Annotated in this window: 22 protein-coding genes and 2 pseudogenes; 10 read left to right on the top strand and 14 right to left on the bottom strand. The window is 39.9% G+C overall.

The window, feature by feature from the left end; genetic code table 11:
* The first annotated feature begins 130 nt into the window (after positions 1–130).
* The 3 genes from EAL87_RS07435 (at position 131) to EAL87_RS07425 (ending at position 3,447) form a co-directional block, all read left to right on the top strand.
* Positions 131–613: a hypothetical protein gene (locus EAL87_RS07435; RefSeq protein WP_120914118.1), complete on the top strand. Its 483-nt coding sequence runs from the start codon at positions 131–133 to the stop codon at positions 611–613.
* Entirely contained in the window at positions 613–2,406 is a 1,794-nt protein-coding gene (locus EAL87_RS07430; RefSeq protein ID WP_120914116.1) for a DUF262 domain-containing protein, read from the top strand. The genes EAL87_RS07435 and EAL87_RS07430 overlap by 1 nt, the downstream gene beginning before the upstream one ends.
* Positions 2,407–2,562: 156 nt before the next feature.
* A complete protein-coding gene (locus EAL87_RS07425; RefSeq protein WP_120914114.1) occupies positions 2,563–3,447 on the top strand; it encodes a hypothetical protein in 885 nt (294 codons plus the stop codon).
* A 128-nt stretch (positions 3,448–3,575) separates the two neighbouring features.
* On the opposite strand, the gene queF is transcribed toward EAL87_RS07425, so the two are convergent.
* Positions 3,576–4,022: a preQ(1) synthase gene (queF, locus tag EAL87_RS07420; RefSeq protein WP_120914112.1), complete on the bottom strand. Its 447-nt coding sequence runs from the start codon at positions 4,020–4,022 to the stop codon at positions 3,576–3,578.
* Between the two features lie 59 nt (positions 4,023–4,081).
* On the opposite strand from queF, the gene rsfS reads away from it, so the two are divergent.
* From rsfS to EAL87_RS08080, 5 genes are read left to right on the top strand one after another with little or no spacing between them, the layout of a single operon-like run.
* Positions 4,082–4,423, top strand: coding sequence for a ribosome silencing factor (rsfS, locus tag EAL87_RS07415; RefSeq protein WP_001076149.1), 342 nt, complete (start codon positions 4,082–4,084; stop codon positions 4,421–4,423).
* A gap of 7 nt (positions 4,424–4,430) precedes the next feature.
* Positions 4,431–5,324 (top strand): tRNA (adenosine(37)-N6)-dimethylallyltransferase MiaA, encoded by an 894-nt coding sequence (gene miaA, locus EAL87_RS07410; RefSeq protein WP_120914110.1) that lies wholly within the window; start codon positions 4,431–4,433, stop codon positions 5,322–5,324.
* 4 nt (positions 5,325–5,328) lie between these two features.
* Positions 5,329–6,432, top strand: a complete 1,104-nt coding sequence (locus tag EAL87_RS07405) for a glycosyltransferase family 8 protein (protein WP_120914108.1) — start codon at positions 5,329–5,331, stop codon at positions 6,430–6,432.
* A gap of 9 nt (positions 6,433–6,441) precedes the next feature.
* Positions 6,442–7,284: a phosphoethanolamine transferase gene (locus tag EAL87_RS08085; RefSeq protein ID WP_162972698.1), complete on the top strand. Its 843-nt coding sequence runs from the start codon at positions 6,442–6,444 to the stop codon at positions 7,282–7,284.
* The gene (locus EAL87_RS08080) at positions 7,266–8,117 is read left to right on the top strand and encodes a phosphoethanolamine transferase (RefSeq protein ID WP_240444248.1); all 852 of its coding nucleotides are present in this window, start codon (positions 7,266–7,268) and stop codon (positions 8,115–8,117) included. Before EAL87_RS08085 ends, EAL87_RS08080 begins: the two co-directional genes overlap by 19 nt.
* 41 nt (positions 8,118–8,158) lie before the next feature.
* On the opposite strand, the gene EAL87_RS07395 is transcribed toward EAL87_RS08080, so the two are convergent.
* The 6 genes from EAL87_RS07395 to EAL87_RS07370 are packed head-to-tail and all read right to left on the bottom strand — an operon-like array spanning position 8,159 to position 14,519.
* Positions 8,159–8,938, bottom strand: a complete 780-nt coding sequence (locus tag EAL87_RS07395) for a UDP-N-acetylmuramate dehydrogenase (RefSeq protein WP_120914106.1) — start codon at positions 8,936–8,938, stop codon at positions 8,159–8,161.
* 3 nt (positions 8,939–8,941) lie between these two features.
* On the bottom strand, positions 8,942–9,208 hold the full coding sequence (fliQ, locus tag EAL87_RS07390; RefSeq protein ID WP_000445741.1) for a flagellar biosynthesis protein FliQ: 267 nt from the start codon (positions 9,206–9,208) through the stop codon (positions 8,942–8,944).
* 10 nt (positions 9,209–9,218) lie between these two features.
* A complete protein-coding gene (gene fliI / locus EAL87_RS07385; protein ID WP_120914104.1) occupies positions 9,219–10,523 on the bottom strand; it encodes a flagellar protein export ATPase FliI in 1,305 nt (434 codons plus the stop codon).
* Entirely contained in the window at positions 10,524–11,438 is a 915-nt protein-coding gene (locus EAL87_RS07380) for a CpaF/VirB11 family protein (protein WP_120914102.1), read from the bottom strand.
* A 16-nt stretch (positions 11,439–11,454) separates the two neighbouring features.
* Positions 11,455–14,217 carry an isoleucine--tRNA ligase gene (gene ileS, locus EAL87_RS07375; RefSeq protein ID WP_120914100.1) on the bottom strand — a complete coding sequence of 921 codons (2,763 nt, stop codon included), beginning with the start codon at positions 14,215–14,217 and terminating at the stop codon, positions 11,455–11,457.
* A 44-nt stretch (positions 14,218–14,261) separates the two neighbouring features.
* The gene (locus EAL87_RS07370; RefSeq protein ID WP_120914098.1) at positions 14,262–14,519 is read right to left on the bottom strand and encodes an RNA-binding S4 domain-containing protein; all 258 of its coding nucleotides are present in this window, start codon (positions 14,517–14,519) and stop codon (positions 14,262–14,264) included.
* 101 nt (positions 14,520–14,620) lie between these two features.
* On the opposite strand from EAL87_RS07370, the gene EAL87_RS07365 reads away from it, so the two are divergent.
* Entirely contained in the window at positions 14,621–15,241 is a 621-nt protein-coding gene (locus tag EAL87_RS07365; protein ID WP_120914096.1) for a hypothetical protein, read from the top strand.
* A gap of 116 nt (positions 15,242–15,357) precedes the next feature.
* Here the strand turns inward: EAL87_RS07365 and EAL87_RS07360 are convergent, their stop codons facing one another.
* The 7 genes and pseudogenes from EAL87_RS07360 to rsmA all read right to left on the bottom strand — a co-directional run bounded on the left by EAL87_RS07360 (position 15,358) and on the right by rsmA (position 21,819).
* Positions 15,358–16,176, bottom strand: a complete 819-nt coding sequence (locus EAL87_RS07360; protein WP_120914094.1) for an outer membrane beta-barrel protein — start codon at positions 16,174–16,176, stop codon at positions 15,358–15,360.
* A gap of 254 nt (positions 16,177–16,430) precedes the next feature.
* Complete coding sequence (locus EAL87_RS08280) at positions 16,431–16,628, bottom strand: hypothetical protein (RefSeq protein ID WP_240444247.1); 198 nt, start codon at positions 16,626–16,628, stop codon at positions 16,431–16,433.
* A pseudogene (locus tag EAL87_RS08445) lies at positions 16,579–16,698 on the bottom strand (hypothetical protein); the annotation flags it as partial. The pseudogene EAL87_RS08445 and the gene EAL87_RS08280, both read right to left, overlap by 50 nt.
* Before the next feature lie 143 nt (positions 16,699–16,841).
* Entirely contained in the window at positions 16,842–17,915 is a 1,074-nt protein-coding gene (gene rlmN, locus EAL87_RS07350) for a dual-specificity RNA methyltransferase RlmN (RefSeq protein ID WP_120914090.1), read from the bottom strand.
* Positions 17,912–18,901: a KpsF/GutQ family sugar-phosphate isomerase gene (locus EAL87_RS07345; protein WP_120914088.1), complete on the bottom strand. Its 990-nt coding sequence runs from the start codon at positions 18,899–18,901 to the stop codon at positions 17,912–17,914. Before EAL87_RS07345 ends, rlmN begins: the two co-directional genes overlap by 4 nt.
* Complete coding sequence (locus tag EAL87_RS07340; RefSeq protein ID WP_120914086.1) at positions 18,885–20,966, bottom strand: ribonuclease J; 2,082 nt, start codon at positions 20,964–20,966, stop codon at positions 18,885–18,887. The genes EAL87_RS07345 and EAL87_RS07340 overlap by 17 nt, the downstream gene beginning before the upstream one ends.
* Positions 20,967–21,003: 37 nt before the next feature.
* Entirely contained in the window at positions 21,004–21,819 is an 816-nt protein-coding gene (rsmA, locus tag EAL87_RS07335; RefSeq protein WP_120914120.1) for a 16S rRNA (adenine(1518)-N(6)/adenine(1519)-N(6))-dimethyltransferase RsmA, read from the bottom strand.
* 251 nt (positions 21,820–22,070) lie between these two features.
* On the opposite strand from rsmA, the pseudogene hpnL reads away from it, so the two are divergent.
* Positions 22,071–22,199 (top strand): annotated as a pseudogene (gene hpnL, locus EAL87_RS08440) (nickel-binding protein HpnL); the annotation flags it as partial.
* Positions 22,200–22,644 lie beyond the last annotated feature (445 nt).

Below are 22,644 nucleotides of genomic sequence, written 5' to 3'. Positions count from 1 at the left end.
CTTTTTATTATTCCCTCTTTCATTAACCCTTTCATTAACCCACACCACATTTTTCAACCATTTGATTCCATAAGCCCCATTTTTAAATCAGTGGGGCTTACAGAGTTAAATTCAATACAAGGAGAAGATAATGGCTCAGTTAGAAGATTTAAAAGCGCATGAAAAATACAATTTGTTGTTGTGCATGGTTTCAGGTGCCTATAAAGGGACTATTCCAGGGAATGAGGATTTTAAAGAGTTGTGCGATGAATGCACTTTAAATTATTTCCGCTCACGAAGAGACAAAGCGGCTCAGCACAAGCATTTTGAGCTCATGCGTAAAGCGGATTACATCATTGGTATTGTGAATGAGGATTCAACGACTAGAGGGGCTGAAGTCCAACGGAGCGTTTTTGCCCTAAAAATTGACCATGACACTATCGGGACTGATGAAGAGGGAGCGTTAAAGGTTGAGGGCGTTTGCGCTCAAAAAGGGAGCCAAGAATACGAAGAATTAGTCAATAAAAACACTTGGCATTTCACGCACAGCACAAGACTTGGACAACCAAAATTGATTGAGCGAAAAAATGAAGGGTTATGGGTTTTTACCCATAAACCTATGAAAGGATTTTAATGGAATTGTTAAATTTAGACGGAGTGATTGAAAAAGGCGTGTTTGAAATCCCCAGCTATCAAAGGGGGTATGCATGGCAAGAAAGGCAATTGAAGGATTTTTGGAACGATTTAGAGCATGTCTCTAAGCTAGGAAACAAATTCCATTACATGCACAGCCTAACCTTAAGAGGGCTTGAAAATGAGCTTGAAGATAGCGTTTTTGAAATCATAGACGGCCAGCAACGATTGGCTACAAGCCTGATTTTACTAGGTATTTTAGCCAAGATTACCCAAAACAAAGACCCAAAGTATGATTCAATGAACCTCGAACCCATTCTATCCTATAAGTATTATGGTTTGAGTGAAGCTTTTAGGGCGATCATGGAAGAAGAAAAAGATTTGGAAGCGTTCAAAACTTCTTTTTACGCTAAAAATTTGATTGACGCTCATGCGTTTTTTAAAGAAAAAATCAGCGATACCCCTGTTGGAACGCTTGAAAAAATGTTTGATGCCCTCACTAAAAAAATGCTTTTTAGTGCAGTGGAATTGAATGACAACCGAATCGATCCGTTCAGCTCTTTTGAAACGATTAACAATCGTGGTATGGATCTATCCACTTTAGAATTGTTAAAAAACCGCTTGCATTTTGTGGTGCACAAGATTTGCGATGAAGGAGATTTAGAAAATCTTCAACAAGAAATCAATGACACCTACACCAGGATTTATCACGATTTGAGATTCTTTAAAGATGATCATTTAGAGAATTTTTTAAAGCATTTCGTGGCGTATTACTATGGCGAGAATAGCAAGTTTAAAGAGAGATTATTGAATACAGCGTTTGACGCCCATAAAAAATACGACGACCTATATGACGAATATGAAAAAATAAATGATTTGTTACTGTATCTTTCTTATTCTTCTAAGGTTTGGTATTTCTTGCACACGCTTGATGATGAAGAGCTTAGGATTGAAATCACGCCTAAAACGCGCGGCTTGTTAGACAAGATGCGGCGCTTAAACGCTTTGAGCGATAACGCTTTTCTGCCCTTATTGCTCTCTCTTTTTACGATACAGCTTGCTGTAAGAAGTGGCGATGAACGGCATTACACGACCAAAGAGTTGGAAGACCTATTAGAATATTTAGAGCGTTTCGGGTTTTTGATCTATGGGGTTGCTGGCAAGAATACGGCTAAAAATGAATTGATTGGATCAGCCTTCAAAGCGATTCAAGCGTGTAGATTTTGGGGAGATAAAATAACCATTGAAAATCTCCCGCCATTAGAAAAGCATTTTTTCAATAAACAAAACAATAGCGGCTTAGAATTGCTTGAAGAGAATATCCATTCTAAAAGGAATACTGAGAAGTGGTATGAGTGGAACAAGGCGCTGAATTACTTGCTTTATGAATACGAACTATACCATAACCCTGAAACGACTTTGAATTTTGATGGCAGTATAGAAAGCATTGAACATATTTTGCCTCAAAAACCCGATCAAGGCTACAACGCTAAAGAAAAAAGTTGGGCTAAAAACCCCCATATCGTGCATGCTTTAGGGAACTTGCTCTTAATTCCTAAAAACGCTAACAGCTCTTTAAGCAACAAGCCTTTTGATGAAAAAAGAAAAGAATACCTTAAAGGCTCTTATAGCGAAAAAGAAGTGGCTAAAAACGCTTCTTTTGGGGTTGTAGAGATTCAACAAAGGAGCGAAAAATTATTAGACTTTTTAATCGCGCGCTATCGCATCGCTGAATTGGTGGGTGAAGATGCAATTAAAGCTTTTAAAAACGCTCTCTTGAAAGACATTAAATGATGCGATTGCTCAAAAATAAAATAATGGGGCGTTTGAAAAGCGCTTCACACCACAACAAGGAGGAACAAGCCATGCCAAAAAGATAAAAACATTGAAAAACATTGAATGGGTGATTATAGCGGAATTTAAAACAAATTTTTTATCAAGGAGTGTTTTATGGGTTTTCAAAATGAAAATAAATTAAAAGTAGGGGCGCTAGTCAAAGCCACGATCAACGACAAAGTGGTGGAGGCCAAAGTCATTAGTGTTGGGTTTAATCGTGTAACCTTAAGGACAGATAAAGGACAACAAGGTTCTTATGTTTTCAATAGCGAAAAATTCTTAAAATGGTTCAATCAAGTTCCATTGACCGAACATATGAGACTTCACGCTGAAAACAAGCAAGAGAGCACCGATGATTTGTTGAAAGGGGTTAAGGTGGTAACTAGCGGGCCGAGTGTTAAGGAAAGGACTTCTACTCCTAAAGAGCCTAAAGAGGACAAGTATAAGCTCTCTTTTGAATTTGAGGAAAAAAGTGAGACTAGTTTCTCGGTGGTAGCTAAAGATTATTTCCTTACTGATAGAAAAAGTAGGCTCGGTGCGTTGCTAACCCCTATGTTTTATCAGGGTAAAGGACATCAAGCGTCTGCTATCATTATTACCGCTTTATCGTGTGCGGAGGGCTTGAATAAGCATAGCGACCACGAATGGTTAAAGATGCTTGAAAATCGTAACCTTGAAGAGTGTTATTACGACACTTTTGACAATATGGAGTTAAGCACTCTTACCCTTTTCTGTAAGTTGATTACTCTCTATGCGGAGGGTGAGGCAGAGGCGCAAGATTTGGGAGGTATTTGGGCGCAAATGTTACCTACTAATAAAGAGAAGGCGTTGTTTATTGCTCAACTCTTATGCGATGGCGGTATCAATAAGTATAATCTCTCATGTGGCGGTTTAACTAAAAATCTATTAAACGACTTTAAGCCTTATATGGGGCTTATGGACCAAGAGTCGCTTGATGAGATTTTAGCAAATGAAAACGAGGGCGAGGCTCAAAACTAAACCCCCCCCTTGTGGGGTCTCCTTTTTTTAATCTCTCTTTTAATCTCTCTTATTTTTCTTTTTTCATTCCCTCCCTAACCTGTCCATTTAACTTGGAATGGCTTCAATCTTAAAATCTCTTTTGTGCGTTATTTCGCATTCAAAAGGCGTTTCTCTTTAAAGTCCTGGTATTCTTTGATCGCATAATTCACAAAGGGCTTGATCGCAATCCCGCCCCTAGAGGCAAAATCCCCATACACTTCCAAATACTTTGGCTCTAGCAATTTGACTAAATCTAATAAAATCGTATTGATGCAGCTCTCATGGAAACTCCCATGGTTTCTGTAACTGAATAAATAGAGTTTTAGAGACTTGCTTTCCACCATTTTATCTTTAGGGATGTAGCGGATAAAAATCACGCCAAAATCTGGCTGAGAAGTGATCGGGCAAAGGCTTGTAAATTCCTTGCATTCTAAAGTGATTAAGGGGTCTAAATTGAGGTTTGGGTTAGGGAAAGCTTCTAATAAATCGCTGTTATATTCAAAAATATAGGGCGTTTTAGCACCTAAGGATTTGAGGTTTAGTTCAGGGGTCATTAATCTTTCCTTGATTTAAGTTATAATAAGGCTATTTTAACCCATTTTTTAGGAAACTCATGAACCAACGCATAGAAACGATTACGGCTCTATTAGATGAAAAAAAGGCTTTTGATATTACGCACATTGATTTATCCAAAACCCCCTATTTGGTAGAAGATGTCATTATCGCTACCACGCTAGCGAATAAGCATGCCCTTTCTTTATTAGACGCGCTTAAAAACACCCTTAAGCCTTTAGGCGAAGTCTTTTACCAGATAGATGAGTCTAATGAAGAGTGGATCATTTTGGATTTGGGGGATTTGATGATCCATCTTTTCACCGAAGAATGCCGTAAAAAATTTGACTTGGAAGGGTTTTTGAACGCTTATAAAAGGGAGATTCCTTATCAAAACGCCTAAGAAACTCATCGCGCTTCTAGGGCCTAGCGGGAGCGGGAAAAGCGCTCTTTCCATTGAATTAGCCCAAGAATTGGACGCTGAAATCTTTTCTTTGGATTCTTTGAGTATTTATAAAGACATCAATATCGCTTCGGCTAAACCGAGCCTGAAAGAGCGAAAAAATATCAAGCATTACGCCCTAGACTACCTTAACATTGATGAAAAAAATAACGCTCCCCTTTTTAAAACCCTTTTAGAGGACGCTATGAGAGTGTCTTCTAAAGAGGTATTACTCATTGTGGGAGGGAGCAGTTTTTATCTCAAATCCATTTTAGAAGGCTTGAGCGATACGCCAAAAATTAGCGGTGAGGAGGTTGTAAAAATAGAGCGAGAAATTAGCGCCCTTTCTAACCCTTATATATTTTTAAAATCCATTGACCCTAACATGGCTTTTAAAATCCATCCAAACGACACTTACCGCATCCATAAGGCTTTAGAAATCTTTTATGCCACTCATACGCCCCCAAGCGAGTATTTTAAGGCTAACCCTAAAAAACCCTTTGAGCATGCCATCTCCTTATTCGCTCTTTCTATGGAAAAAAACGCGCTTCATAACAACATCAAACAGCGCACCAAAAACATGCTCCATTCAGGGCTTATAGAAGAAATCAAAGCCCTTTATGCCAAATACCCTAAAGATTCACAGCCTTTTAAAGCCATAGGCGTTAAAGAGAGCATTCTTTTTTTAGAAAAACGACTCACTTTAAAGGAGCTAGAAGAAGCGATTATTTCTAACACCATCCAATTAGCCAAGCGCCAAAACACTTTCAATAAAACGCAATTTAATAACCTTTATATGGGGAGCGTTAAAGAAATTAGGCATGCGATTTTAAAACACTCAAAAAGCGGTATTAAAGGATAATCTAATGGATACGCAAACTCCGCAAAGTCAAGTTATCCCTATTTTTATGAGTTTTGATAAGAATTACGCGCTAGGAGCTAGCGTGAGCCTTTATTCTTTACTCTCCCATGCGAGCAGGCACACGAGCATGATAGACTTTAGCCCCCTAAATCAAAGCAACCAACTTTTAGGCGCTAACATCGTGTATAAAATCCATTGTTTGATTAAAGGGGTCACTTTAGAGCAGCAAAACAAGCTTTTAAAAACCCTTGAGCCTTTTAAAACATTCGCTTCATTAGAGTTTATAGACACCAATTCGCTGGATCATTCCATAGAAAGCTACCTTAATGAGTCTTGTTCCAAGCGTTATGGCGGGCTTCTTGTTTTGTGCCGGCTTTTGCTCGCTTCGCTCTTCCCTAATTATTCTAAAATCATTTCCATAGATGTGGATACGGTGTTTTTGGGCGATGTTGCAAGCGCTTATTTTGCGCTGGATAACGACCCCACTAAATTGCTTGGCATGGTGAGAGACACTTTTTCTCACCTTTCTTTTGAAGCTTTTTGTGATTTTATTGAGCGCACTTGTAAGAATTTTAAAATGGATTTTTCACGCTTTAGCCCAAACGAATTACAACGCATCCATCAAGGCTTTAACATGGGCTTTTTGGTAGCGAATTTAGATTTGTGGCGCGAAGACGGGTTTGAAAAGATCGCTTTAGAGTTTTTAAAAACTAGGGGGAAAGACCTTTTCTACCCTGAGCAGTGTTTAATCAATATGGTGTTTTTAGAGCGCGTTTTAGAATTGCCCATTTATCATAATTGCTATTCTGACTTTTTCAAAGAGCACTACCCTAAAAATATCATCATGCTCCATTTCATCCAATACAAGCCGTGGCGTTCTGTGAGTTCTTTGAATGGGCGTTTGATTTGCTATGAAGCTGAAGCGGGTTTTTGGCTCGCCAACCTTTTTTGCACCCCTTTTAAAAACGATTTTTTTAAAGAACGCCTTGAAATGGCTAAAGACCAACAAATGCAATCTTTTAAAACCCACATCCGATCAAAAACGATTAGGGATTATTTTTGTTTTAGGATAAAAAATATTTTGAAAAAAGTTTTCAAACCCACTTAGAGGACATTCATGGAAAAATTATTGAAGCTTTTAAAATTCTTTGCCAGTAGCGTAACTCTAGATGAAAAATTTTTAATGTTCCTTCTTTGTAACGCCCTTTCTAACGCCTACAAAAATAGCGATTTGTTTTCTTTCTCTAAAGGCTTTTTAGGCGCTTTTTTAATCGGGTTTGTGGTGTATTATGGTTGCACGCTAATCCCTAAAAAACGCTTGAAATATTCATTAGAATGGCTGTTTATAGGAAGCGGTATTATTTTTAGCGTGGCAGAAATTTTTACGCTCTTTATGTTTAAAATGCCTTTTTCCAAAGGCTTGATTGACACGCTTTTAGCCACCAATGGCTCTGAAACGATGGCGTTTATAAAAAGCTATAAAAATTATTTGTTTTACTACGCTTTGATTTTGATCGCTTTGTTGATCGTTATTAAAATCATTCGCTTTAGAGCGCTTGTGCCTGGTGTGATAGCGAGCGTTTTAGGGCTTTCTATCCTTACAATAGGGAGCGTTCGCCATGTTAAATACCTCACGAGCAACGATGCCATTTTAAAAAGGTCGTTGCGTTCCCTTTCTTTAGCTAGGGGGTTTTATTCTGCCTATTTGAGCTTATCTCATCGCCAACAAGCCATAAAATTTTATAGCTTTTTAAATAACCTTTATTTACCAAGCGGCTATCTTTCCAGCATGGGCGATGTTGAAAATGTCGTCTTAGTCATCGGCGAAAGCGCGAGCAGAAATTTCATGCAACTCTATGGCTATAACGCCCCTAATAACCCCTTATTGAGCGAACTCGCCAACGAGAGAGAGAGAGAGAGAGAGAGAGTAGCAACCTGTTCGTGTTTTCTGACACGATAAGCAAAGAAGCCCACACCTCTAATGTCTTTGAAAGCTTGCTCAATTACAGCAACGCTGAAACGAATAAGCCTTGGTATCATTACCACAACATGATAGATATTTTTAAGCGATCCCATTATGAAACTTTTTGGCTAGAAAAACAAATCATCGATCAATGGGGAATCACACAAAATCTAGTCTCTAATCGTTCTCAAAACCGCTACTATATTTTAGGAGACTATGGTGCATACGATGAAGAGCTGGTGAAATTTTATTCTAAAAATGTCCAGCCAAAATTAAAAAGCAAGAATTTTATCGTCTTCCATTTGCTTGGCTCTCATTCTTGGTATGCCGATCGTTTCCCTAAAGACTTTGCCAAATTCAAACCAAGCGATCTGGATTTTTCTAATTTGCACGCAAGCAGCGATAGAGACAAGCAAATCGTTGCCGATTATGTCAATTCGCTTTATTATAACGACTTTGTTTTGAATGGAATTTTTAACCTTTTTAAAGACAAAGACGCTATTGTGTTTTACTTGAGCGACCATGCACAAGATATTTTTGAAAGCGGCCCTACTTATGGGCACAGATGCTCTAAAGCAGGATTAGAAATCCCTTTTATGATTTATGTGAGCGATATTTTTAAAGAAAAACACCCTGAGAAAGTCAAATTGATTAAAAACGCTTTGAACAGACCTTTCATGAGCGATGATTTAATCCATTCTCTTTTGCCTTTGGTGGGTATTCACACTAAAGATGCAATAGAGAGTAAAAACCTTTTTAGCCCCAAATTTGACACTCAAAGGAAAAGGATTGTTTGTTATGGCAGCATGGATTATGATAGGGTTAAATAATAATTAGGGGTAAGCTTGATTTCAAATAAAGCTTTTCAACCCTACCTTAAAATCTTCACTTCTTCTTCTAAATGAATGCCGTATTCTTGTAACACTCTAGTTTTAGCGAGTTCTATCAAATCCAGGGCTTCTTCAAATTCTGCGCCCCCCAAATTCACCAAAAAATTCGCATGCTCTTTAGCAAAGCCCACTCTTTTTAAGCGATAACCCCTTAAGCCCACGCCCTCTAAAAGCCTGCCCGCATAATCGTTAGGCGGGTTTTTGAAACAGCTCCCAAAATTAGGCAATTTGGGGTGGCTTTTGCGCATGCTTTTACACGCTTTTAAAACTTCTTCTCTAAAGCCATGCGTTTTTTTAAACCTCGCTCTTAAAACAACGCCATTGAATTTGCTGCTGCGATAATCTAATCCTAGCGCTCCACGCCCTAGCCATTCATTGTTAATGCAAGCGCTTTCTAAAACGTTTTTGATTTCAAATTCTTTCATGCCGGCATTCATTTTGACTAACGCTCCTAAAGTGCCAGGCAATTGCCCTAAAAACTCCAAACCTCCTAAATCATGCGCTCTAAAATAATTAAAAATTTTAGACGAATTGGCCGCTCCCCCTATTTCAATGCATTCGCCTTTATCGCAAATATAATCGTAGTTTGGGCCTAAAAGGGCGAGATTTTTCGCACTAGGAGCGATTAAAAGGTTGTTCGCTAAGCCTATGATCTGGTGTTCTTGAGAAATTTCATCATCGTTTTCTAAAACGCTCACTCTTAAAGGCGTGCCGATTTTCACGCTGCTGTAACGAGAAAAATCAATGGTTTTTTCTAGCATTTTCTAGCCTATGATTTTAGGAATGAGCTTGATTAAGGTTTTGGTGTAATCTAAAAGCATGTTAGTCATCCACGGCATGGTTAAAATCAGCACCCCAATCACGGCTAAAATCTTAGGCACAAAAGACAAGGTCATTTCATTGATTTGAGTGGTCGCTTGAAAAATGCTCACTAATAGCCCCACCACCAAGCCCGCTAGTAATACCGGTAAAGAAATCATCAAAGTGATTTTATAAGTCTCAATGGCGAGCTTCATGAGTTGTGATTCCATAACATTCCTTTTATCTTAAGATTTCTTCTAATTGCTGAAAGCTTTGTTCAAAAGGCTGCAAAGCGTTTTCATCTTGTGCTAAAAACTGCTCCATTAAAGCCTTTTTCTTAATCGCTTCATCAAGCTCTTTATCGTTCCCCATTTGATAAGATCCGATGCGAATGAGCATTTCATTTTCTTTCAATAACGCATACAAACGGCGGAATTTTCTCGCGCAAAGGTTTTGAGACTCGCTGATGATGTCTTTAGCCACCCTTGATGCGGAGTTTAAAATATTAATAGGCGGGTAGATCCCATAATCGGTTAATTCCCTGCTTAAGACGATATGCCCGTCTAAAATACTCCTGGCTTGATCGGCTATGGGATCGCTCAAATCATCGCCCTCTACTAGCACGCTAAAAAAAGCCGTGATGCTCCCCTTATTTTCTTCCTTACCTGCCCTCTCCATTAATTGAGGCAATAAGGAAAGCGCGGATGGGGGGTAGCCTTTGGAAGTGGGCGGTTCGCCTAAGGCTAAACCGATTTCTCTTTGAGCCATAGCGAAACGAGTCACTGAATCCATGATGAATAACACGTCTAGCCCTTGATTTTTAAAATACTCCGCCACGCTCATCGCACAAAAGGCCCCGTATTTGCGCATCAAAGGGCTATCATCGCTCGTAGCGACCACCAACACGCAAGAGCTTAAATCCCCTTTTAAGTTTTTCTCTATAAATTCAGGGATTTCTCTGCCCCTTTCCCCAATCAAAGCGATCACTTTAATGGGCGCTAAGCAACCCCTAGTGATCATGCCCATTAGCGTGGATTTACCCACCCCAGAGCCGGCAAAAATGCCCAGTTTTTGCCCCTTACCGCAAGTCAAAAGCCCATCAATGCTCTTCACCCCCACGCTAAAAACCTCATCAATCAAGCCTCTTTTTAAAGGGGCTATAGGCGTTGTGATCACGGGCGCTAATCGTTCATAATCCAATGCCCCCTTATTGTCAATGACTTGCCCTAAAGGGTTAAGCACCCTCCCTAAAAGATTACGGCCCACAGGAAAATTCAACCCCTCTTTTAAAAACAGCACCTTATCGCCAGCCCTAGCCCCCTCTATAAAGTTAAAGGGCGTGAAACCAAACTGCTCTTTTTCTGCCACCACCACCATGCCCACGCATTCAGTTCCATCGCTTTTTTCAATCTTCACCACATCGCCCACAGACGGGTCAAAGCCATCCGCATAGACGATATTGGGCATGATTTTTTTCACGCTCCCGTAGCGAGGCGATAGGTCAAAATGCTGATTCAAGCGGTTTTTTAAGGATTTTAGGGGCATTTAAAGCTCTTTAGTCCATAAGACTTCAGCGATTTGGCGCTCATTGTTGATCCTATTGACATGCACGATCACATCAATCGCGCTCTTAAAATACGCCCGCATCAAATCCTTATCCAAAGAATGCGTATAACGCATGCTTAAATTCAGCGAAAGGGCTTCTAAAGTGTTTTGAGCGCTATTAGCGTGAATGGTTGAGAGCATGCCCTTATGCCCGGTATTCCCTAAACGCAAAAAGAGCGCCGCATTCCTAGTATCAATCTCGCCCACAATGAGCCTATCCGGGTTTAAACGCATGGCCATATTGAGAGCGTCTTCATAATTAAAGCGCGTGTTTTCTTGCTTGCCCACTAAAAGCCCCACGCAATTACTAAACGCTTTTAAATCCAATTCTTGGCTGTCTTCAACGCTCACCACCCTTTCGTCTTTATTGACGCAGTCTAAAAGAGCGTTTAATAGGCTTGTTTTACCGCTTGAAGTCTCCCCGCTAATGAGAATGTTATGCCCTTTGAGCGCTAAATCTTTCAAACCTTTTGGATCGCTTGCTTTGAAAGTGAAATCCTCTAAACTCAAGGGCTTAAGCCTAGGCACACGGATATTGAGCGTGATTTGATTGTTCGTAGTGATGCTAAAGTGATTCGCGCTCACCCTATAGCGCGTGAAAGGGATGGAGCAATTTAAAGTGGGGTGCTCTTCATCAAAAAACAACCCTCTAAAACCAGCCAATTGCTCGCAAAACCTCAGCAAAAACGCCTTATCAAAAAGCGCATGCCCTCTTTTTTCTCGGGTGTTATTGACTTTATAAAGCCAAAGCTCCTGCTCGGTATTCATCATCAGCTCGGTGATCCCGCTTTCCAAAAAAGGGGTAAAATGGCCGATTAGGGCTTGTAAAACTCTATGGGTTTGTAAAGTTTCCAAAAGCCCTATCCTTTTATCATCGCTCTTTTAAAACCTGTTCGCAACGCTTGCAAGGGGTGTTTTCTAGCTCGCTTTTAAAACGCCAACACCTAGGGCATTTATAAAAGGGGGCTTTAAAGAGCGTGAATGCTGGCGTTTCGCTCAATTTTTCTTTTGCAAGCCCCACAAAGCTCACCATCAGCAATTCTTCTACTAAATTTTCACGCAACGCTTTTTCTTTCACTTCAATAGCGCATTCCAACGAATTTTTGATCACGCCTTCTTTTTTCAATCGGTCTAACTCTTCATTAAAAGCAGAACGCAAGGCTAAAACGGCTTCAAAATTTTCTGGTTTTTTACATTCTTTAAGGTGGAGTTTTTCTAAAATATTAATGTCTTTTAAATCAAACACATCTTTGGCTTGCAAAAACGTGCACAGCGCTTGGCTATGCCCTAAAACCTCTTCAATCGTGTGGGTTAAAATGGGGGCTAAAAAGTAGCATAATTTGCTAGCCACAGCGAGTAAGACCATCTGAATGGCTTGGCGTTTTTCATTATTTTTGCTATCGCAATACAAACTATCCTTACAAGCGTCTAAATAAATCCCGCTCAATTCATTGGTAACAAACGCCATTAAAATATTCAAGCCTTTCACAAAGTCATGCTCTTCAAACGCACTATTGACTCCGGTGCTTGTTGTTTCTAAAGCCTCTAATATAAAATGATCTAAAGGGCTGAAGTCATGGGGGCGTTCTAAATTTTTGAGATCCATATCGCTAAAATTGGCGAGTAAGAATTTTAGGGTGTTGCGGAATTTTTTATAATGCTGTTCTGTTTGAATGAAAAAGGTTTGAGAAACCCTCAAATCGTTTTGATAGTCATTAAACGCTACCCACAAACGCACCACATCGCTCCCATGCTTTTTGAGCAAGTTGTCCAAAGACACCACATTGCCCTTAGATTTGCTCATTTTCTCACCCTTTTCATCGACGATAAAGCCATGCGTAATAACCTTTTTAAAAGGGGCTTGATTGTTTAAAATACAACCGATTAAAAGCGAGCTTTGAAACCACCCCCTATGCTGATCGCTCCCTTCTAAAACCACATCGCTAGGGCTTTGCCCCTTTTCTCCATGATAATCTTCTAAAACCGCCTTAAAGGTGCTACCGCTATCAAACCACACGTCTAAAATGTGCATGACTTTTTCGTAATGCTTGGCGTTATCTTGATAGCTAGGGGGCAATAAATCTTTCACGCTAGACTCCCACCACACATCACAGCCTTTTTTCTCAAAAAAATTCGCCACATGCTCTAAAACTTCGCTTTCAAAACAAGGCTTATTCGCACGTTTGTCTATGAAAAAGGCCAATGGCACGCCCCATTTTCTTTGCCGGCTCAAGCACCAATCAGGGCGGTTTTCTATCATGGTTTTTAGGCGGTTTTTCCCGCTACTTGGCACAAATTCCACCTTTTCAATCGCACTCAAAGCCACTTCTCTTAAGGTTTTTTGAGAGCCGTCATTTTGGATAAAAGGCTCATCCATTAAAATAAACCATTGCGTGGTCGCTCTGTAAATCACAGGCTTGTGCGTCCTCCAACAATGCGGGTAGGAATGCTCAATCTCTTGCTCTAGCAATAAAGAATCGCCCAATTGCTCTATAATGCGTTTTTGAGCCTTAAAAACATGCTCGCCCAGATAGCTTTCATCTAATAATTTCTTATGGATAATGCCCTCATCATAGCAACCCTTTTCATCTACAGACATTAACACTTCTAAATGGTATCTTAAGCCCAAATAATAGTCCTCTTCACCATGCCCGGGCGCGGTATGCACGGCTCCTGTACCATCTTCTAAACCGACATGCTCTCCTAGAGTGATTAGGGAATCTCTTTGGTTTAAAGGATTGAGCGCTTTCAAGTATTCTAAATCATTAGCGTTAAATTCATGCGTGATCGCATTATCCACCACCCCTAAAGCGGCTAATTTTTCATGCAAGGCTTTAGCGACTAAATAGCCTTTTTGGGTGAGCGCATAAACAGCGTCTTTTTTCAAAGCGATCGCCACATTCGCATACAAAGTCCAAGGCGTGGTCGTCCAAATCACTAGGCTTGCTTTTTTAACCTTTAATTTTTCTAAACTCTCTTTTTTCAAACCAAACGCCACGAAAATGGAGGGCGATTTTTTCATCTTGTATTCCACTTCAGCTTCCGCTAAAGCGCTCTCGCATGCATAACTCCAATAAATAGGCTTATGGCGCTCTTTCAAAAGCCCTTTTTTAGCCACTTCCACTAAAGCCCTATAAATGCTCGCTTCAAATTTAAAATCCATGGTTTTATAAGGATCTTCAAAATCCCCCAAAACGCCTAATTGCAAAAATTCATTCTTTTGGATTTCTAAAAATTTCTTCGCATGATCTCGGCATTTTTCTCTAAACAGCGTGGGGTTTTCTAGGCTCGTTTTTTCTTTTTCTAATCGCTCTAAAATTTGCTGCTCAATGGGCAAGCCATGGCAATCCCAACCGGGCGTGTAATAGATTTTCTTCCCTTTAAAATATTCTCTTTTAACGACAATGTCTTTTAAAATTTTGTTTAAGGCATGCCCTAAATGCAAATGCCCGTTCGCATAAGGCGGCCCGTCATGCAAGGTGAAATCCCCATGGTTATCTTTCCTAGCTTGCATGCGTTTAAACGCTTGTTGCTCTTGCCATTTAGCGTAAGTTTTAGGCTCATTAACGCTCAAATTCCCTTTCATAGAAAAGGTGGTTGCGTTTAAGTTTAGGGTGTCTTTGTATTCTTTCATGGATTATTCCTTTTATTAATGTTTTGCTTTATTGATCTTTTGCCTTATTGATCTTTTACTTTAGGAGCGATATAAAGGTGTGTGTCTTTTCGCGGCACATTTTTTAAAGTGGGGATTTGTAAAATCGTGTATTCTTCTATCCCCTTTAAATAGTGCAAGCTAATCACATCGCCTATTTTCACTTCTTTACCAGCCTTAGTGCAACTCCCATTGAGCCACACCGCCCCTACATTGCACATATCTGTCGCTAAAACGCGCCGTTTCACTAAACCCACTGATTGTAAAAATTTGTCTATTCGCATGCGTTTATTTTACCCTATTCTTTAAGTTTTTATCCATAACTTATAAGGGTTTTAGTTTTAGCATGTTAGCATTCAGCCACCACTCTTTTTAAGGAATTTGTTTGAAGTTTCAAATTGTGATTTTGTTAGCCGCTCTTTTATTAGCCTCTTGTTTGCCCCCTAAGGGCCATCATTCTGGTTTGGTGAACATGTATATCGCGCATCAAGGCCAAAGCGTGCGCACTTATTGGCGCAAAGTGGATAGAGAAATTATCGCCAAACACAATGAAACGCTTGAAAAAAACCCTAAAGCAAAGCTCAAAGACCCTAGAGGGCCTTTATTCATGCTAGGGAGTGAGCGCTTCATGCTTTTATGGAAAAACCGCTACGCTTTAGCCAAAGTCCAATCCTTCAGGCTAGAGCCTGGGTTTTATTACTTGGATTCTTTTAGCGTGGAAACTCAAAAAGGCATCTTACAGAGCGCCCCCGGCTATTCATACACCAAAAATGGCTATGATTTCAAAAACAACCGCCCCTTTTTCCTGGCCTTTGAAGTCAAACCTGACAGCCAAATCATTCTCCCTAGCGTGGAATTGAGCCTGATTAAAACCCCTAGAGGCTTTTTAGGGGTGTTCTTGTTTGACAATAACGAAAAGGGGGCTAATACCCAATGGGTTGAGGGGAGTTTGAATTTAAAGCTTAAAAACGCTTCTTTTAAAGACGCATGGGGGTTGGAACGATAAAGCATGAAGCGATCGCTCGCTTTTCGTAAGCTCTTTATGATTAGATTGTAAAAAACGCTTTAAGCATTTTTTATATTTTGCTATCCCTATCCAATTGGAACAAAGCCATTAATTTTTTAAAACCGATAAACATAATCCGCGCTATAAGTAACATAGCTTTCAAAAATGCCCCTAGGGATTTTTGCTTGTAAAACCCTCACGCTTTCGCAAGTCTTTAGCTTCTTTAAAGAACAACTAGGAGCGTCGTCATGGATGCTCGCGCTCAATTCTAGCGTGTGGCGCTTATCGCCCATTCTTAGCCCTAACGAGCCATAGCCCTGAAATTGCGCTAATTGTGCTAATATATTACCAAAATCTTTAAGAACCTTGGCTGTTACGCTCTCACCCCCTAGCCCAACCCCTATAAAATAACCGATGAAAAATTTCTCATTTTCATACACATTGTGTAAAAAATCCATAAAAAAGCTGTAAGTTGACATTGTTATAATACCACCATTAAAAATAGAAACAGGACTTATTATGCCCATAGGCACTCCAAATAAGTATTGTTGGTATTTATCTTTTTCCATGTAATTACCCGCTTTATAGGAATATTGGAACCCTCCCCTAACGCCAAAACCCATTTTTTTAATCTTAACAGGAGCGGCATACTGATACCCCACCTTAAAATTAAAGCCGTTTAAGATTGTGCTGGGATCTTTTCTTTCTAAGGGTCTTCCACCCAAGAAGTGAGGCAGCAAAACAAAACTATCTTTATAAGCTAAATTCCATGAAAACATCCCGCTATAGCCAAGACCGGCAAAAAAAGCGCTTTTATCCGCTCTTTGATGTTTAGCCTTAGTTTTTTCTTTCGCTAAAGCTTCTTGAACCTTCTTTCCAACGAGTTTATTAAGCGCGTTCTCATCTATAGCGTGGCTAAGATTAAACCCTAGCATAGAATAAAAAGCTAAAAATAAAAATTTGGTTTTTAAAAAATGGGGGTAACTTGCTTATTCTTTTCTCGATTGAAAAATTGTTTTAATATTTTGAATGTTGTAAAACATTGAAGCTTAAATTAAAAGTCTTAGCAATATTATTGGATAAAAATTACTTTTTATAAGCATTGATGAGTATTTTTAACATTAATGAGCGTTTGTAAAAATAAAAATCAAGCGTGTTGCGGTGGTTGGATTGGATTTAATGGGTTTGATTAGAATGGGTTAGAATGGAATGATTGTATCTTAAAATCAAAACCAGAGACAACCCTAGTCAAGTTGCCCCTAGCCACACCGATATTACTCGTGATGCCCGTGGCAACAACCTTCTTCTTGATGATGACTGTCGCTAGTGCTACAACAACCTTCTTCATGATGAGAGCTGTGGTGGTGATGGTGGTGTTCACCGCCATGATAGTGGTGGTGGTGTGTGTGGTGGTGATGGTGGTGGTGCCCGCCGTGTTGTTCTTCATGGTGTGCCATGATGACTCCTTTGATTAAAAATTTAAATTCTAGCTCACTGGCTAGGACTTTATTCTACAATATAAAATCTAATTAATTGTTAATGAAAGAAAATTTAGCGCTAATTTTTAATCCATATCCCCTAAATTTTGAAAAAAGAGTTTTCAAATTTGCTGAGAGAGTTTTTTCTCTCTCAATTGCCCGCAAGCCGCTTCAATATCCAAAGCTTTAGACTCTCTAATGGTACATAATAAGCCTTTGGAGTTTAAAAAATCCGCAAACATTCTAGCGCTCTCTAAACTAGGACGCTCAAACTTAGAGCCTTCATGCGGGTTGAATAAGATCAAATTCACTTTGGATTTAATGCCGTTTAAAAGTTTTAAAAGTTTTTTAGCACAATCCAGGCTATCGTTTAGATCTTTGATCAAAAGGTATTCAAACATCACTCTTTTGCGCTGCTCTAAAGGCCATTTTTTCACTTCATTCAAAACGCATTCAATGTTGTATTTTTTATTCAAGGGCATTAAAGATGAGCGCGTTTTGTCATCTACGGCGTGTAAGGATATGGCTAGTTGCACGCCTAAATTTTTGCCCGCTAAAATGGGGATTTTATCGGCTACGCCACTCGTGGAAATGGTGATTCGTTTAGGCGAAATTTGCATGCCGGTATTAAAAATCTCAACCGCTTTACACACCTCATCTAAATTATTCAAAGGCTCGCCCATTCCCATAAAAACAATGTTGAGCGCTTTTTCAATGGGGAGGTTGTTGTCTTCTTTAATGAGTAGGGCTTGCTGGATAATCTCGCTCGCTTTTAAGTTTCTTACAAAACCGCCTTTTTGAGTGAAACAAAACGCGCAACCCACTTGACAGCCGATTTGACAAGACACGCATACGGTGTATTTTTCCCCCTCTAAAATAGCGTTCGTCTCTTTGTCAATCTTTTTATCTTTCATTTTCAACAACACCGCTTCAAAAGTGTGGTTATCTCTTAAAGATTTAAAAAGGTATTTTTTAGAGCCATCAACACTCTCCCTCACATGCGTGATTTCTATCGTGCGCAAAGTAAATTCTTGCTCTAAATAAGCGATAAAATCTTTTGAAAAATTATTTTGCATGTCTTTAAAGCTTGTTTTATACTTCGCATAGAGCCACAAATAAAGCTGTTTGGCCCTAAAACTCGGTTTTAAAAGCTGACTCAATTCATCTAAAGTGAAATCATAAATGCTAGCTTTCATGCTTTAAGCCCTAATTCTAAAAGTTGGTGCAAGTGCAAAACCCCTAAAACCTTATTGCAATCATCTACGCACACCAAAAGCTGGATCTTATGGCGTTCTAAAAATTCTAACGCTTCTAAAAGAAGAGCGTCCAAATTCTTAAAGCTTTTAGGCTTTAAAGTGGCAAAATGCCTCACTTCGCTTTCCAAACTAAGCCCTTTTAGTAACGCTCTGCGGACATCGCCATCGCTTAACACCCCTACAAGCTCGTTAGCCTCATTGACTAAAATCGCGCTGCCTAGGCGTTTTTCACTCATTTCTATGAGCGCATCTTTAAAACTTGTGCTAGGAGCGATTAGGGGGAGGTTCGTGGTTTGCAATAAATCTTTAACCTTGACAAAAAGCTTTTTGCCCAAAAGCCCGCCCGGATGAAAGGAAGCAAAATCTTCTTGGCTAAAATTTTTCGCTCGCATCAAGCATGCCATTAAAACATCGCCTAACGCTAGAGTTAGGGTAGTAGAAGTCGTTGGAGCGGTGTTAATGGGGCAAGCTTCTTTTTTAATTTTCAAGCTCAAATAATAATCGCCGAGTTTAGAGAGCGAGCTAGTAGGGCTTTTAGTGAAAGTGATGATTTTATGGCTTAAGCGTTTTAAATGGCTCACCAGATTCAACAATTCTAAAGACTCGCCCCCATAGCTAATCATTAAGATCACATCGTTTTTTTCCACCATGCCCAAATCCCCATGCATGGCTTCTGTAGGGTGTAAAAACGCGCTCCTGTTACCGGTGCTTAACATAGAAGCCGCGATTTTTTGTGCCACTAAAGCGCTCTTACCCACGCCCACGATCACAAGCTTACCCCCTTTTTCTTGGCTTTCTAAAATGAGCTTGACAATCGCTTCTAAATCGTTAGGTTTTTGGAATTGCTTAACGCTTTCTAAAAGCGCGCTCGCTTCATCTTTTAAGACTTGTATAGCGGTAGCGTTACAATCAAAAAGCATGGGCATGACAAATGATAGCCGGGTATTTTCTAAACTTTTTAAAGAGCGCTTTTCTGATGAAATTACGAGTGTGATCTTCTAGTTTTTTAGAGTTATTCAAAATTTCGGCGTTGCTGGATTTTAATAACATTTCTAAGCCCCCTTGAATTTCTTTGATCAAATGCTTTTCATCTTTAAAGCCCACAAGCCCTAAACTAGAAAACTGAGAGCTTTCTAAAAGCACTTGTTTGTTTTTATTCACAAAAATCGTAGCCACAAACACCCCAGTGCTAGCGACTTCTTCTCTTTGTTGGACGATGCTAGTGTCAATACTCAAATTGCTTTGGTTATCCACATAGCTTTTACCGCTTTTAATCGTGCCGACTTTTTTAATGAACGCAGGGCCAACTTCCACTTGATCGCCATCTTCCATTAAATAGATATTTTTTTCAGGCACCCCGCAAGAAATAGCGGTTTGCTTGTGGCGCGCGACATGGTTGTATTCCCCATGCACGGGTAAGAAAAACTTAGGCTTAATGAGTCTTAACATGAGCTTTTGCTCTTCTTGGGCGGCATGCCCGCTCACATGGATATTGTCAAATTCTTGATAAGCCACTTTAGCTTCTTTTTTGATTAAAAAATTCAATACCGCTGAAACGCTCGCTTCATTGCCAGGAATGGCTTTAGCGGAGATGATGACTAAATCGTTGGGTTTGATAGAAATGTGGCGGTGTTCATCAGTCGCCATGCGATAAAGCGCGCTCATGGTTTCGCCTTGTGAGCCGGTCGTTACGATTAAGACTTCATTATCTGGGTATTTAGCGACTTCATTGGCTTCAATAAAAGATTGATAAGGCAAATGGATATAGCCTAATTCTCTGGCGATGTCTAGGTTTTTTTCCATAGAGCGCCCGATCACAGCGATCTTGCGGTTGTATTTAATGCCGTATTGGATGGCTTGATACACCCGGTGGATATTGCTAGAGAATGTGCTCATAATCACCCTCCCTTGCGCTTCTTTAAAAAGCGTGTCAAAAGCCGGCGCTATGGTGCTTTCACTCGGTGTAGTCCCGGATTTATGGGAGTTAGTAGAATCGCTTAAAAGAAGCATCACCCCCTTTTCGCCATAGTGCGCCAAACGATACAAATCCGTGGGCAAATTATCCACTGGGGTGTGATCGATTTTAAAATCGCCGGTGTGGACGATCGTTCCGGCTTTAGTTTGGATCGCTAAAGCGCTGCTGTCAATGATAGAATGCGTGATGTGGATCCATTCAATGATAAATTCGCCCACGCTAATGGGGCAACGCTTTTCTACGATTTTAAAATACGAGCGGTATTTTTTCAAACCATGTTCATCAAATTTGCTCCCAATCAGCCCCAAACTCAAAGGCGTGCCATAAAGGGGGAATTGCAACTCTTTAAACAAATAAGGCGTGGCCCCTATGTGATCTTCATGGGCATGGGTGATGATAATACCGGCGATTTTGTCCTTGATTTGGTGCAAGTAGGAAAAATCCGGGATTAAAATATCCACGCCAAAAAGCCCTTCTTTAGGGAAGCTCATGCCCGCATCAATCACGATCGCGCTCTTTGGGGTTTCAATGACCATCATGTTCCCCCCAATCTCGCCCAAGCCCCCTAAAGGCGTGATTTTAACGCTCGCTTTAGAGTTTAAATTCATCTTATAATGCGGGTTTAAATGCTCCACTTGGATCTTGTTATTCGCTTCAACGCCCTTTTTGAGCTCCTTATGAAAGCCTAAAGTCCCTCTCTCGTTCACATGCAAAATTTCCGTAACGCCCTCTACTTTGTTGCTATCCAATTCTTCTTTGGCGTAATTTCGTGTTTTTTGAGGGGTGTGTTTAGGTTTGTGGTGGTTGTTTGGTTTTTTGTTGGGGCGATGCTCTTTTTTATGGTGTGAAGGCGCTTCATGGTGTGAAGACTCTGCGTTTTTTTGCGCGTTTTCTCTGAAACGCTTTTTGCGGTTGGTGAAGCGTTCAAACGCCCCGGCTCGCGTCTCATCAGCTTTTGAATTTTCACTGCTGTTTTCATGGTTTTCATGATTTTCATAATGGTTGTTATCCGTCATGACTTTTATTCCTTTATAGTAATTTTTTAAAAAGGCATTAGCCTTTTAAAAGGTAATTTAAGAGCTTGAGATAATCTTTTATCTCAGACGCCCTCACGCTTGTTGGTTGGTTTTCTAACGCTAAAAAATCTAACACCTTATCAAGCTTTTCTCTATAAGAAACGCTTTTTTTAAGATTGTTTGAAAGCGTCTTCCTGGGAGATGAGAAACAAGCTTTCAAAAAATCTTCTAACGTTTCAAACCCTTTTTGTAGGGCTTCTTCAAAAAATGGCGCTTGGGCTAATGAAGCTAACGCCTTTTCTTTCAGCGGCTCTTTGATCACTTCAAACACGCTAGAAAACACCTTTGGAGGCGGGCTAAACGCGCTAGGCGGCACATCAAACAAAAGGGTAGCGTCCCCTATGGCGTGAGTTAAAACGCTTAAGGCGTTCTGGGAATCTTTAGCGCAAAACTTGAGCGCCACTTCCTTTTGCGTCATCACCAATAAGCCCCTGCATTTAGGGTCTTTGAGCGCGTTTAAAACAAGCCTGGTAGCGATATAATAAGGCAAATTAGAAATCAAAAAATAAGGCTCTTCTTCTTTTAAAAAAAGAGCGTCCTTTTCCACTAATTCCAACTCAAAAGGCTTTTTTTGCACCTTTAATTTTGATCGCATTTTCTCGCACAAACCGCTGTCTATCTCATAAGTCTTTAAAGGATAGCGATCCAACAACTTGAGAGTCAAATCCCCTAGCCCCACGCCGATTTCAATCAATCTTAACGAATTTAAGGGGGGCAAAGCGCTAACAATGCGATCTAAAAACGACTCGTCCGTTAAAAAATGCTGTCCTAAAGACTTTTTAACTACTACCATAAGCACGTTTTTAATTCCTAGTATTATACCTTAAAAAGGGGATTTGTATTCCCTTTTTAATGCAACTTCTTTTATTATAGCTTTTTTCATCCAAAGATGTTGGTAGTTTTGACAACAGGAGCGCTTGAATTGGCGCTCGTATTAAAAATTAGTATTAAAATCTTTTTCGTTAATAATTGGTTAGATTTTGCATTATAAAATGAAATCCTAGCCAATGAGCTAGAATTTAAATTTCAATTAAAGGAGTCATCATGGCACACCATGAACAACAGCAACAACAGGCTAACAGCCAACACCACCACCATCACCATGCACACCACCACCATTACTACGGCGGTGAACACCACCATCATAACGCGCAACAACACGCTGAACAACAAGCAGAGCAACACGCTCAACAACAGCAACAACAACAAGCACACCAACAAAACCAACAATATTGATTGGGGCGTTTATAGGGGCGGCCTTAGGGCTACTCCTAGCTTTTAACTCTTTCTTTTAACCCAATAAATTTATCCATTTAAACTAGCCCTTTTAACTCCATTAGATTTTTAAACTTTTAAAATTCCTCTTTTCATTATTTTTTATTCTTAAATGGCTTTGTTTTCTGTCACATAAAAATAAGCTTTATTCATTGAGAGTCATAATGGGGCGTGAACTCATGATTTGGCATGCATATTTTAGTGCGATCTAGGGGTGTTTTAAGGGGTTTGTTGTAAAATCTCATCACGCCCCATAGTTGCATTATGGGGCAAATCACGGTTAAAAGGGTTTATCATGCGAAGAAAACATGGTAAAAACTCTTGGTTAGTATTATACATTAAA

The sequence above is a fragment of the Helicobacter pylori genome (assembly GCF_003636935.1).
Classification (GTDB): Bacteria; Campylobacterota; Campylobacteria; order Campylobacterales; family Helicobacteraceae; genus Helicobacter; species Helicobacter pylori_CH.
This window is presented reverse-complemented; position numbering and strand designations above follow the sequence as displayed.